Origin of the sequence: Paenibacillus sp. FSL R5-0475, from assembly GCF_038004585.1 — a bacterium.
In the GTDB taxonomy this organism is placed as follows: domain Bacteria; phylum Bacillota; class Bacilli; order Paenibacillales; family Paenibacillaceae; genus Paenibacillus_AQ.
Window position 1 is genome coordinate 2,544,786 of sequence record NZ_JBBORK010000001.1, and the last position, 12,487, is coordinate 2,557,272.

The window sequence follows — 12,487 nt, forward strand, 5'->3', positions numbered from 1 at the left end:
TCCTGCAAATTAATACAGTCCTTCCTCGCCCATCTTCTTAGCGAACGTATTGGCCGCCCATAAAAGGATTAGGCTGATAATGGACTTGACGACACCCACGGCGGTCATATATCCAAAGTCGCCCCCAATCGTGAATGAAGTCCGATAAATGTATGTATCGATCGTGTCGGCAACCGAATATACCGGTGAACTATACAGATTGAATATTTGCTCGAAGCTCGAACCTTGCGTCAATAATTGTCCAACTTGAAGAATTAACAAAACTGCGACGGTACTCTTCAAGCCCGGCCATGCGATGTTTAGCAGGCGGCGAAACCGGTTCGCTCCGTCCACTTCCGCCGCTTCAAACAGCTCAGGATTGATCCCTGCAAGCGCCGCTAAGTAAATGATAGAATCCCAACCGATCTCTCGCCACACATGTGTGATATACAGAACAGGTCTAAATGCACTTTCATCTACAAGCGGAGAATTTGGATCACCGCCAAACAACATGATGATCTGGTTATAAATCCCGTCCTTGCTTAAAATATTGATGATAATCCCCGACAGTACAACCCACGATATAAAATGCGGGAACGTCAGGATCGTCTGAAAAAACCGCTTCATTTTTGTCCTGGAAAACTCATATAAAACAATCGCCAGGATAATGGGCATCGGGAAATGAGTGATCAGCTTCATTAAGCTGATAATGACCGTATTCCAAAAGGCCCTGCGAAAATCCGGGTCGGTCAACAACGTTTGAAAATTCTCTAAGCCAATCCAGGGACTTCCCAGGATCCCCTTACTGTAATCAAATGATTTGAATGCTAACGTTACACCGTACATGGGAGCATAGCTGAAGAGGGCGTACCAGATTAACACCGGTAGAACCATGAGGTAAAAATACTTGTACTGTAAAATCGTTTTTCCTAAGCTTTGCTTAGCAGCACGAGTCTTTAAGCTTCGCTTAGGCGTACGAGCGGTTACAGATTCAGCCAATCTTCTCCCCACCTTTCTGTATGAGATTGTTTATGCTTGTAAGCGATTTATATGGTAAATTATATCGGGAGTGTAAATTATCTTGTATAGAGGATACAACTCCGGTCATGTGGATTTTTCACACCTTTGTGGGTGACCTTCCTGTGACACGTAATATCGGACATAGTGAGCGTAAGATAGTCCATACCCCCCTTGATCCACAATCGCTAGGATAAATCTAAGAGCTCCATATAGAAAGGGGGATTCACTTATGCGTTCAGTGATTATTGCAGATGATGAGAAGTGGATTGTAGAGGGAATTAAAGCAGGAGTAAATTGGAAGAAATACGGCTTTGAAGTGATCGACGATGCCGAAAACGGGCAAGAAGCCCTGCAATTAATTCAATCGCTTCGCCCCACCCTTGTTCTAACAGATATTAAAATGCCTGTAATGAATGGGCTAGAGCTCATTCAACGTGGTAAAGCCATCGCACCTGATACAATTTTCATCGTACTGAGCGGACATGCAGAGTTCGCTTATGCACAAAAAGCGATGAATTATGGTACGTTCGGATACTGCCTGAAACCTTTTGAAATCGAAGAAATCGAAGGAATGCTTAACCGAATAGCCCAGCAACACGAATCGAAGGTGGTTAAAGAAAGCCCTGTCCATGACTTCGAACTATATGAAGCGGTTTGTTCCGGAGATCTTGAACGAATTAGCTTATGGTTGGACGAGAAGCGAATCCCCTTGTCGGAAGATCGCCCTCATATCCCCATTGTTATCCAAGGGTTAAGTTCGCCCGCAGATGTCGGGCAATTCTCTTCCTTGGTCTTCCCGATGAGCCGCCGACGTTATGGTTACTTATTGGAAGAGTGCCAATACGAAGTCTTCCTTCGGGGTCTTGAACATACAGAGGTTGTACAAGAATGCGGGGTCGGGATCGGTCCTCCTATTTCGGATATACATCAACTGGATGCGGCTTTAGAATCCGCTTCTCATGCTGCTTTCAGTATGTTCGCAACGGGGATGCCTGGATGTTATCGGGTGAATCCACAACAGGAAATACCGATCGACGAGAAGCTCAAAGAGATCTCCCGGATTCTTCATAATAAAGACCGGCTCGGTTTTATAGCAGCCATGGAATCGATAAAGAAATTATTCAAAGAGGGAACGTTCACCATTAAAGAAGCCTATTTGCTCTACACATCGATCCTCTACTTATTTCCTCGGGAAGGGACTCGGGTTAACGGCCGTTTTTTTGAAGGATATGAACAGCTCTATTATCGATACGGTACAGCTGAAGCTATGATCGATGATTTGATTCTTATGACGCTTGATATTTTTATGAACAGAAACGAAACTGATATTTCACGAATTTCAAACCACAAAGTCAAAGAAATCATGTTGTACATCCGCAACCACTTCAATCAAGAAATCTCGATTCAACATTTAGCCAATCAGTTCTTCTTAAGTCCAAATTACTTATGCCAATTATTCAAGAAAGAAGTCGGCGAGACCATCATCGAACATATCAGTCGTTTAAGAATTGAATACGCTTGTAAAATGCTGGTCGAGACCGACCTTTCCATTTACCAAATCGGTGAGAAATGCGGTTTTCAGGATTATTTCTACTTCACACGAATTTTTAAACGGCATCTCAAAATGACACCTACGCAATATAGGGAACAAAGCAATGAAGACATTTAAGAGATTATCCATCCGTACTCAGGTTCTGTTATTTGGTTTATTTATTGTTGCCATTATCCCAATCATCGTTTCACGAGTCTACCAACTATCAAGCGAGACCATCATTAATCAAAATACGCAATACAATACGGAGCTGGTCTCCCTTCTCAAGCAACGGATTTCTAACAACTATGCCAACGTTTCTTCCATGATGATGAATGTAGGATACGATTCGACCGTCCAAAAGTTCCTAGTCGAGAATGATAAGCTTCGAGGCTACGACCTATCCCAAAAGGTAGAGGGACTATTGAGTATCGCGCGAAATATGAATACGGACATTTTAGATATTATTGTTATCGGCAGCTCTAACACACGTATTTCCTTAGCGGGAAGAACCAAATATGCCGTCGATCTTATGAAGACGGCTGGGGATGATGGAATCGTTCATTATCGCGGATACAGTCCTCCAGACAAGGTCATCGACAAGAGAAAATTACTGTTCGGGATGAACATCTTTGCTTCAGGTGACACGTCCCTATATGGCGAAAAAATTGGCTACATCGCAGTTATTGTGGATATGAAGGCTATTCAAACTGAAATTTCAGAGTACCCTCGATTAGTCGGAACCAGCTTTTTTATGATGGATGATAAAGGGCTGATCTACTCAAATAGTGATGAGCCGGAGGACATGCTCCAGCAGTTTCAAACTCGGGCAACTGGAAGGGATGGAGAGTCGATCGTCGAAACAGTTAACGGAAAGAAATATGCAATTCAGTCCTTTATCTTACCGGAGATCTCTGGAAAAATTATAACCGCTGTTCCTGTCCATAATTTAATGAAAGAACTGGAGAAATTAAAGAAGGTCAGCTATGCTCTTCTAGCATTAATCTTATTGGTCGTCTCTATTCCCTACTCTGTACTCATGATGAATCTCTTAAGACCGTTGTCTAGGCTTATGCGCTATATGAATCAATTAAAAGGCGGAAGTCTAGGTATATTGAACAACAAGGTCGATTTAAAAGGCTATGCTGAAATTGAAATCATCTCTCGACAGTTCAATGATATGACAACGCGGATTCACGATTTGACGGACCAATTAATCGATGCAAACACCCAGCTTTACCAGACAGATCTGGAAAAGCAACGTGCCGAATACTCGTATTTGCAAAGTCAAATTAATCCCCATTTCTTAAGCAATACTTTAGATACAATCAAAGGCGTTGCGATCGTAAAAGGAAATCGGGAAATCTACGAAATGACTACCGCCTTAAGCACAATGCTCAAGTACAGCATCAAGGGCAAAGAGGAGGTAACTCTTGGAGAAGAGCTGAAAATCGCAGAATCTTGTGTGAGGATTTACCAAGGCCGTTTCCCTGACAAATTCAGTTACAAGCTGTTCTGTCCACAGGAATGGTTACACATTCCCGTACCTAAAATGATCCTTCAACCTATTGTCGAAAATGCGCTTGGTCATGGACTTGAGGCTCAAGGTCAGGGAGTCTTGCTGATCACAGTAGAGAAAAGCGAAGCGGGACTGCTTGAAATCGCTGTAGAAGATAATGGTGTAGGCATCGTTGCTGCGAGACTGGAACAGCTAACCGAGCTGCTGGCTGGTAAGAACATAGAATCCGGTGATCATATCGGGCTCCTAAACGTCAACAACCGTCTAAATCTTAAGTACGGTGATCCCTGCGGCGTTCTGCTGTACAGTAAGGAAGGTAGCGGGACGAAAACCGTTTTGAGGCTTCCCGGGGCTTTAATTGATCAGCAAGAAGCCAGAAAATAAAAAAGGAGGTTGCCCTTTCAGGGGCAGCCTCCTTCTCAGTTGTCTTTCTTTCCTCATCAAAGGGACAACGCTAAGCATCCTTTGAGGATGAGCTCGCATACTCTTTCGCATGATAGGGTCCACCTTCCATAAGTACCGTCCATAATGGATCGATATCACAGTCCATGGAGCTCATCATGTTGTCATGCCATTCATTCAACAGATAGACAGCCTTCATACAAATGTCTTTACGCACTTCGGCGAGATTATGTTGTTCGTAAGGATCATGCTTCAAATCAAACAACATTTCTTTCGGAAATCCATGGTGTCCGTCATGATAGGTGCGTATATATAACCAATCCTCAAATCGGATGCTGCGTTGACACACATGCGCGCATTGTGAGATTACGAGATACTCACGCCCTCCTGATTGTCCCTCCAGAATGGTATCAGCATAACTTTCACCATCCCAAGAAGGAGCCCCTTTCAAATTCAGAAGGCTTGCTAATGTCGGTCCGAGATCAAGGTGATAATGTAGCCCATCCTCCACTATTCCCTTCTTGCCGCCTGGCCAGCGAATAATCATCGGAATGTGGCAAGTCGCCTCGTCTGCCGTGCCGTGCTCGGAGTAAATCCCTAGCTCGCCCAGGCTCTCTCCGTGATCCGCTGAGATCAAGATAGCCGTATCTTCCATCACGCCAAGTTCTCTGAGCTTAGAAAATACTTTCCCGAGATGCTCGTCCAGATACTTAACTCCAGCATCATAGTTGTCAAAGATAACTCGCAGGTCATCACGATTCTCTATCTCCAGATGATGCCTAAAATGCTGATGATAATGCGATTTCGCGAGTGCATTCATATCTTCAATACTATGCTGCCCCTTTTTACTCCGGTGAAGCTCAAACACGTCTTCCGTGATCCAATCGGGTAAAGGCTCCTTCTCGAACGGATTACCGTAGCTCTCGGGTGTACGATAAGGCGTATGCGGATCCCAGAAATTCAGGTGCAAAAACCAATTTTCGGACTCCCCATTATCCTCAAGCCATTTAAGTGCCACAGGAAGTACCTGCTCTGCCGTCTCATGCCCCCTTCCACCAACATTGAACACTTCTTGAAAACCGGCATTAAAGGTCCAGGCCGAGTGCCGTTCGGCGAAGGTGCTAATCGACGCGGTTTTCATGGCTGCTTGCCTTAATATAGCGGGAAGACTCTCCATTCCCAGCCGGTCATTAAATTCGCGTTTCGCCCCTTCTCTACGCATATCAGCAGCGGTCCCGCCATGTCCTACAATCCCATTATGAATGCCAAATCGTCCCGACATTAAAGCAGAACGGGACGGTAGACACGGCGCATCTGAACAATAGTAGTTGGTAAAGGTGACACCTTCTTTAGCGATTGAATCGATATTCGGGGAGGTATTCCGATGATAGCCATAACATCCCAGATGGTCCGGGCGAAGCGAATCCAAATCCAAATACAAGATTCTCATGAGTTATAACCTGCCTTTCCTTTTAATCGAAATGGTTACGCATCGATTCGGGCAGTTCAGAATGATCTGCTCATGCTTATAGAGTAAATGAATATGGAAAGCTCCGCTATGGAGTAGCGATGTTTGTTTTTGTATATTCGATACTTTTTCGGTACTCTGCCGGACCCCTGCCGTATTCGCCACGAAATACCTTACTGAAATGCGAAGCATCATAATAACCACATCTCTGGGAGATATGCTCGATGGTATAATCCGTATACTCCAACATTTGTTTAGCTTGCTGCAGCCGTAATTTTCGTAACATTTGCATAGGTGTCAATTTATATATTTTCTGAAACGCCCTGCTAAAATAAACAGGATTCATATGATAGAGCTTGGAAAGCTCTTCTCTACTAATCTCCTGATCAAGTCTCTCCTCCATATATTTCAACGCCTCGTTAAAGCGGTCCGTGACATAGGGATCTCGTGATGAGCGGCGCCCGCCAAGCTTGGTGCTCTCCATAATTTCATAAAGGAGAAAAAATGCCAATGAACCGACCTGAACATTTCTGAAATCTTCCTCCTCCTGCAACCACAGGCTTCGCAGCTCGTCAAACCTTCGCTCATATTCGCTTTGATCCCGAATCCGAATCACCTTGCCTAGCGGGAATAACTTGAAGAAGTCATCTCCTTCTCGCACCTTTGCGTTAATATTAAACAGATAATGTACGCCTTCCATTTTGGAGATCACATTAAAAGGCTCGTTAGGACGGTGGATCATCACGTCTCCGGCAGAAGCAACATATTCTCCCTCGGAGGATGTCGTCAATACCTCACCTTTTTGGATATAAGAGACGGTATAACAAGACTGGACGTAATCGAATAAGACCCGCTTCTGATATTGAATTTTTATGACGTCCAGCACGGTGATATCAAACTGACTATGAATGATAGAGGACAAAGAAGTTCCTCCTTCTAATGTAGTAGTCTTTATGTATTCTCAACCGGTATAATCAGCCGCACATCGAAATCCAATATTTCCTGCAGAGCTGTCTGGTGTATTTTTGCTCCTGGCCGCCACCCGATAACGGTTACAATAAGATTTATGGCACAAATACGATCCTCCACGCATCGACCTTGCTACACCACGTACCAGGCCTCTCGGATTCACTGATTCGGAAGTTAAATGATAAGCCTTAGTAAACCAATCCTCGCACCATTCCCACACGTTTCCTGACATATTATAAAGACCATATCCGTTAGGTAGATAGGATTTCACAGGTGCCGTACCTGCATAACTGTCGCTGGCATGATTTTTATCAGGGAACTTTCCTTGCCAAATATTGCAGCGATGCTCACCGCCCGGTTTTAATTCGTCCCCCCAAGGATATCGTTTCTGAACTAGACCCCCTCGTGCGGCATACTCCCACTCTGCTTCCGTAGGCAGACGTTTGCCGGCCCAGCTGCAATATGCATCAGCATCATGCCAAGATATGTGGATCACCGGATGATCAAGGCGTTCGTCTATATGAGAATCCTGACCTTCCGGATGACACCAATTCGCGCCCTCTACTACCCACCACCAGGGAGTTTGAGTAGCTACTTGGATCACCTTTTTCCCTGTCTCCATGGAAACAAAAGAATGAAACACATAAGACCAACCGAAACGCTCCGCATCTGTAACGTAGTTTGTTTCCTTGATAAAAGCAGCAAACTGCTTATTCGTAACTGCCGTTGCATCAATCAAAAAGGGAGATAAGGTAACATTCCTAGCGGGACCTTCTCCGTCTGCGGGGAACCCTTCTTTGTCATCCGTCCCCATAAGAAAAGTGCCTCCAGGAATAAGGATCATGTCCGAGAAATCCTTATCCCCTTCTGATCTTTGGATAGTTGTGTTCTCCTTACAAACATCGATGGAACCTTGTTTCTCGACTTGATTTCGACTAGCTGAACAGCAAGCCCGTATATTCTCTGACATGTACTTACCTCCAATCTGGGATCGTCCCGGCTCTGTCTAAAAAAAGGCTACACCAAGAATGCCAGAGGCAACGATAATGGTGAGCGGATGCAGCTTATATTTCATTAAACCATAAAGTGCAGCGAATACAATGATCAACGTGCCAATGGTTTGCCAAGTAACGAAGGCGTGTTCCACGCTATTTAAACCAAACCGAATCGCAGCATAGGCAATCAAACCTGTAATCACTGGTCGCAACCCATAAAATAACGTTTTAATCCATTGACTGTCCCTCACCCGATAAAAAAAGATGGAAAAAACAATGATGATGATTAATGAAGGCAGAACCATGCCTAATGTGGACACAATCGCTCCTTCTATTCCGGCTACACGATATCCAATCAAGGTTGCACTGTTCGTTGCAACAGGGCCCGGTGACATCCCTGCGATGGAAACTACCTCTTGAAATTCCCTTTCAGATAACCAACCACCAGCCATAGCTTCATGCTGAATCATCGGAATGATGGCGTACCCTCCTCCAAAGGAGAGCAGTCCAATTTTTATAAAGATAAAAAATAAATTCCAAATCACATCGCTTCCCCCTAGATGTAATACTCCGGATAATTCGATTCTTCATCAGAAGCTTTCAAGGAATCCTTCTCTGTCCGAACTTGGAGCCCTAAGAGCTGTTTGATTGGCATATATACAAAACCGATAATCAATCCAACTGCGATCACGTAAATGGGATTGATTCCGAAAACTAATAAAACAATCGGTATAAGCAACGCCGTAACAGCCGTAGTCTTGTCAAATATAGCGTTCTTGGCCATTCGATATGCTGCTACTAGGATCAAGGCAATAACAGCACCATGAATCCCCTTCATGGCGGCAATAACTTTTGGTTGGTCGGCCAGTTGTGAGTAAACGGCGCTAAGCAAACAAACAATGATAAAGGTTGGAATCGTAATCCCAGCGATTGCAGCAATCGCACCCTTCACTCCAGCAAGACGATAACCAATGAATGCCGCCGCATTTACACCTACCCCACCTGGTGCTGCGCCAGCTAAAGATAGAATTTCATCCATCTCCTCTTCAGCCAGCCATTTCCGTTTAGTGGAAATTTCCCGTTCGATCATAGGGATCATCGCATAACCTCCCCCGAAAGTTACGGGACCGATTCGAACAAATACCCAAAACAACTGGAACAATAGACTTATCCTTAGGTCTGTATTCGTCGTCGCATTTGTTTTCATAGTTGTTCTCATGGATTCCACCCTTATATTTTCTGTCGTAATTTCATTATATCACTTTTTCCCAAAATGGAATTAAGTTTTTTGAACGGTAAAATACAATCTATGGTTTATGCGTTATACTATATTAATGTTAATAAATACAAACTTTATAAAAAACGATCTTACTAGTTCATCCTATATATAGCTTGGAGGTTTATCGTGGAAAAGCGCTCGACACACATTCCATCCCCAAAGAAACTCCTATACGACCGAATCGCCGAACAAGGCACAGTTTCCAAGTTAGATCTTCTACAAACATTTTCACTTACCAAAAGCACAATGACCCGAATATTAGATGAAATGACGGAAGAAGGCTTGCTGATAGAATGCGGATTCGGGGAATCTAGCGGAGGCAGAAGACCTATTTTATACCAGATCAATCCTTCCTACGGCTACATCATCGGTTTAGAAATTTCCAGGCTGTATTCTTCCCTTGGTTTATTTGATATGCAAATGAACCCAAAATCAATTGTTCACTGGCGAATGGATCAGGCATTCACACCTGAAAGATTTATGGATCACATAAGTAATCAAATACGCGCTTTCCTTAGAGACCATCAGCTGAAGGACAGTCAAATTATCGGGATAGGAATAGGAGCCGTGGGACCGCTTGACCGGGAAAATGGTTTAATCTTAAAACCGCTACACTTCCCTTCTTCTGGCTGGAACAATCTCCCGATTTGCAAACTGGTGGAGGAACGAACGGGCTTCAAAGCTTTACTCGACAACGGTGCCAATTCCGCACTCCTTGGAGAACGATGGTCCATCCGTCACGCTAACATTCAACATATGCTCTATGTTCATGCTGGAGCAGGACTCCGCTATGCGATGATGTCGCATGGAAGTATTGTTCATGGCACGATGGATATGGAAGATGCCATTGGTCAAATGATTATCCAGACAGATGGACCCCGATTAAATAATGAAGGGAACTACGGAGCTCTGGAAGCATTCGTATCTGTGCAGGCGCTAGAACAAAGTGCGCGCTCAGAGGCGAAAATAGACAACGATCTGATCTTCCAAAGATATAAAGTGGCGCCTGAGAAACTAACTTATGATGTATTGGTACAAGCCTTTAGAGACGGTAATCCACATGCGCGTGAATTATTTACTCAAGCCGCCATTCACTTCGGTATTGGCCTCGCCAACGTTATCAACCTGTTTCATCCTGGGACCATCATTCTAGGTGGTGCGCTCATCCACTCTCACGAGTTGTTTTTCCAAACGGCGGTTGAAGTGGCACAGCGAAACACTTACCGTTATCCTGAATACCAACCTCACTTCTCCCTAGGTACATTAAAAGAAGAAGCTGTGGTGACTGGTGCGGCTATTATGGTGAGAAATCAAATGGTTCTTTAACATAATAAAAAGGTTGTCCCACAACCATTTGCATGATTGTTGGGACAGCCTTTTTTTAATTTGAGCTATAGTGGTTGACAGCAACTCTTAAATTTTTTCCCGCTTCCGCAGAGACATGGATCATTTCTACCTGGAAGTGGTTTGGCACTTTTCCTGAACTCCAGCATCTGCTCCGATTTAAGTCGGTTTGCTAGCAGTATCATCCGTTCATAGGCATATGAGTAGAACATTTTATAACTACGGCAGAAATAATCAACCTCAGTACGATCATGAACATCAAGCCAATTCCGGTTGCGCGGACATCCCCCATTGCAAAAGCTAAGGTACTCACACTTATAGCATGATTCATTCATATTGGGCTTCATTAACAAAAAATCATCATATACTGGGCTGGTTAGCAGTGTTTCCAGGTCAGTTTGGCCGATATTTCCTAGCCTATGCTCTTCATCAATAAAGAAATCGCAAGGGTAGGCATCCCCGTTCGTTTCAAGCACCATCATCTTCGGGCAACATGAGTTGTGAACGCATAACTCTGCCTCACGATGCATGAATACAAGAAGCATATTCTCAAAAATACGAATAGGAAGCTCTGGATACCCACCGTTGTACCAAAGGTCAAATGTACGGCATAAAAAGACTCCGTATTGTTCAGGTGTAATTCGGAAACGTCCCGCTACATCACTTTTCTGAGAAACAAAATCCATGCAGGGGATAAACTGAATATTCGGAAAGGTATGTTCTAGATAAAATGCCATCAACTCATCTGGTTTCGTCACGTTATCTTCATGAATCACCGTCAGAATACTATACTCCACACCCTCATTCTGTAAATGACGAATCCCACGCATAACTAGATCATAACTGCCTTTTCCCGAACCCGTTACACGATGAGCATCATGAATAGGCTCTGGGCCATCCAGACTAATCCCAACCAAAAAGTTATACCGTTTAAAAAATTTCGCCCATTTCTCATGGATAAGCGTTCCATTCGTCTGCAGTGCATTACTGATCATCGTATGAGGCGGAGCGTACTTAGCTTGGAATGAAATCACTTGTTCAAAATACGAAAGTCCGGCCAATAATGGCTCCCCACCCTGCCAAGAGAAAGTCGCTATCCCTGATGATCTTTTCATGTACTGAGCGATAAACCGCTCCAGAAGCTCCGTATCCATCACTCGGATCGGTTGCTGAGGATGTCCCCCGGCAGTACTGTAATAGCAATAATCACAGGCTAGATTACAATCCTCTGAGACGGTTTTCCACATGACATGAAGGGTCTCAGGCCTCGAGGTCTGTATGCAAGTTGTCATACGATTCTGCCCCTCCTATGTAAATACAATCTTTGCTTTGTGAAATCTATTTCCTATTTCTTCAATTAAATCATAGGTATGTGCATCAACGATGAGTAAAACATCATAGTTAATCGAATATCTGGACATAAAAAAACTGCATCCCCCATTGTCTGTTGAGACAAAGTAATGAGTTGCAGAATAGGTTATAGCCAATCCACCATTTGCCGCCGCGTGATGATTCAGATGACCCTAGGATAGAGCCTGTTGCCGCAATTTTCTAAAATACCAAAACAAGGACCGTCCTGCGGTCAAAACTAAGTCAGACGATCGCTCAAGTTTTCAAGCATGTCGATTTCACCTTCTAAGAGGGCTTATGATTTGCGGAGAATACTTGAGGACCCTTGGCTACGATTACGCATGATGGGCAATACAAAGCATCGCGGACAAAACAAGCTAAAAAACATCACCTACCATTGCGGTAACCGCGATCACCAAAGCATGTAAGAATACGGAGACTCGGCGCGAGTACATTGATAACTACTTCCGGTTGAACTTCAGGATAAAATTCCCAACGACAATGCAATTCTAGTATAAGTAAAACAACTGACGGAGTTCCAAAGATTAATATTGCCTAATGAATATGAATAAATAGACAGTTACTGCTTCTAAATGCGCCCTAACTGTCTTTTTACTAATTAAACCAAACT

At 43.9% G+C, this 12,487-nt stretch carries 10 protein-coding genes; 3 read left to right on the top strand and 7 right to left on the bottom strand.

Annotated elements, in window-relative coordinates; genetic code table 11:
- Positions 1 to 9: 9 nt before the first annotated feature.
- On the bottom strand, positions 10 to 978 hold the full coding sequence (locus MKX41_RS11445; protein WP_340970518.1) for an ABC transporter permease: 969 nt from the start codon (positions 976 to 978) through the stop codon (positions 10 to 12).
- A gap of 250 nt (positions 979 to 1,228) precedes the next feature.
- On the opposite strand from MKX41_RS11445, the gene MKX41_RS11450 reads away from it, so the two are divergent.
- Both MKX41_RS11450 and MKX41_RS11455 read left to right on the top strand, forming a co-directional pair.
- Positions 1,229 to 2,668 carry a response regulator gene (locus MKX41_RS11450; RefSeq protein WP_340970519.1) on the top strand — a complete coding sequence of 480 codons (1,440 nt, stop codon included), beginning with the start codon at positions 1,229 to 1,231 and terminating at the stop codon, positions 2,666 to 2,668.
- Positions 2,655 to 4,433: a cache domain-containing sensor histidine kinase gene (locus MKX41_RS11455; RefSeq protein WP_076298786.1), complete on the top strand. Its 1,779-nt coding sequence runs from the start codon at positions 2,655 to 2,657 to the stop codon at positions 4,431 to 4,433. The genes MKX41_RS11450 and MKX41_RS11455 overlap by 14 nt, the downstream gene beginning before the upstream one ends.
- Positions 4,434 to 4,503: 70 nt before the next feature.
- On the opposite strand, the gene MKX41_RS11460 is transcribed toward MKX41_RS11455, so the two are convergent.
- The 5 genes from MKX41_RS11460 to MKX41_RS11480 all read right to left on the bottom strand — a co-directional run bounded on the left by MKX41_RS11460 (position 4,504) and on the right by MKX41_RS11480 (position 9,102).
- Positions 4,504 to 5,901 carry a sulfatase gene (locus tag MKX41_RS11460; RefSeq protein WP_340970522.1) on the bottom strand — a complete coding sequence of 466 codons (1,398 nt, stop codon included), beginning with the start codon at positions 5,899 to 5,901 and terminating at the stop codon, positions 4,504 to 4,506.
- Between the two features lie 106 nt (positions 5,902 to 6,007).
- The gene (locus tag MKX41_RS11465; RefSeq protein ID WP_340970524.1) at positions 6,008 to 6,841 is read right to left on the bottom strand and encodes an AraC family transcriptional regulator; all 834 of its coding nucleotides are present in this window, start codon (positions 6,839 to 6,841) and stop codon (positions 6,008 to 6,010) included.
- A gap of 39 nt (positions 6,842 to 6,880) precedes the next feature.
- Positions 6,881 to 7,858 carry a formylglycine-generating enzyme family protein gene (locus MKX41_RS11470; protein WP_340970526.1) on the bottom strand — a complete coding sequence of 326 codons (978 nt, stop codon included), beginning with the start codon at positions 7,856 to 7,858 and terminating at the stop codon, positions 6,881 to 6,883.
- Positions 7,859 to 7,894: 36 nt separating this feature from the next.
- On the bottom strand, positions 7,895 to 8,428 hold the full coding sequence (locus MKX41_RS11475) for a chromate transporter (RefSeq protein WP_340970528.1): 534 nt from the start codon (positions 8,426 to 8,428) through the stop codon (positions 7,895 to 7,897).
- 11 nt (positions 8,429 to 8,439) lie between these two features.
- A complete protein-coding gene (locus MKX41_RS11480; protein WP_340970529.1) occupies positions 8,440 to 9,102 on the bottom strand; it encodes a chromate transporter in 663 nt (220 codons plus the stop codon).
- Positions 9,103 to 9,288: 186 nt separating this feature from the next.
- Here MKX41_RS11480 and MKX41_RS11485 point away from each other — a divergent pair, with 186 nt between their 5' ends.
- Positions 9,289 to 10,488 carry an ROK family protein gene (locus tag MKX41_RS11485; RefSeq protein WP_339796363.1) on the top strand — a complete coding sequence of 400 codons (1,200 nt, stop codon included), beginning with the start codon at positions 9,289 to 9,291 and terminating at the stop codon, positions 10,486 to 10,488.
- A 65-nt stretch (positions 10,489 to 10,553) separates the two neighbouring features.
- On the opposite strand, the gene MKX41_RS11490 is transcribed toward MKX41_RS11485, so the two are convergent.
- Complete coding sequence (locus tag MKX41_RS11490; RefSeq protein ID WP_340970531.1) at positions 10,554 to 11,798, bottom strand: anaerobic sulfatase maturase; 1,245 nt, start codon at positions 11,796 to 11,798, stop codon at positions 10,554 to 10,556.
- Between the last annotated feature and the right edge of the window lie 689 nt (positions 11,799 to 12,487).

Coding starts and splice junctions, on each gene's coding strand:
- MKX41_RS11450 (WP_340970519.1), top strand. CDS start 1,229: ATGCGTTCAGTGATTATTGCAGATGATGAGAAGTGGATTGTAGAGGGA.
- MKX41_RS11455 (WP_076298786.1), top strand. CDS start 2,655: ATGAAGACATTTAAGAGATTATCCATCCGTACTCAGGTTCTGTTATTT.
- MKX41_RS11460 (WP_340970522.1), bottom strand. CDS start 5,901: ATGAGAATCTTGTATTTGGATTTGGATTCGCTTCGCCCGGACCATCTG.
- MKX41_RS11470 (WP_340970526.1), bottom strand. CDS start 7,858: ATGTCAGAGAATATACGGGCTTGCTGTTCAGCTAGTCGAAATCAAGTC.
- MKX41_RS11480 (WP_340970529.1), bottom strand. CDS start 9,102: ATGAGAACAACTATGAAAACAAATGCGACGACGAATACAGACCTAAGG.
- MKX41_RS11490 (WP_340970531.1), bottom strand. CDS start 11,798: ATGACAACTTGCATACAGACCTCGAGGCCTGAGACCCTTCATGTCATG.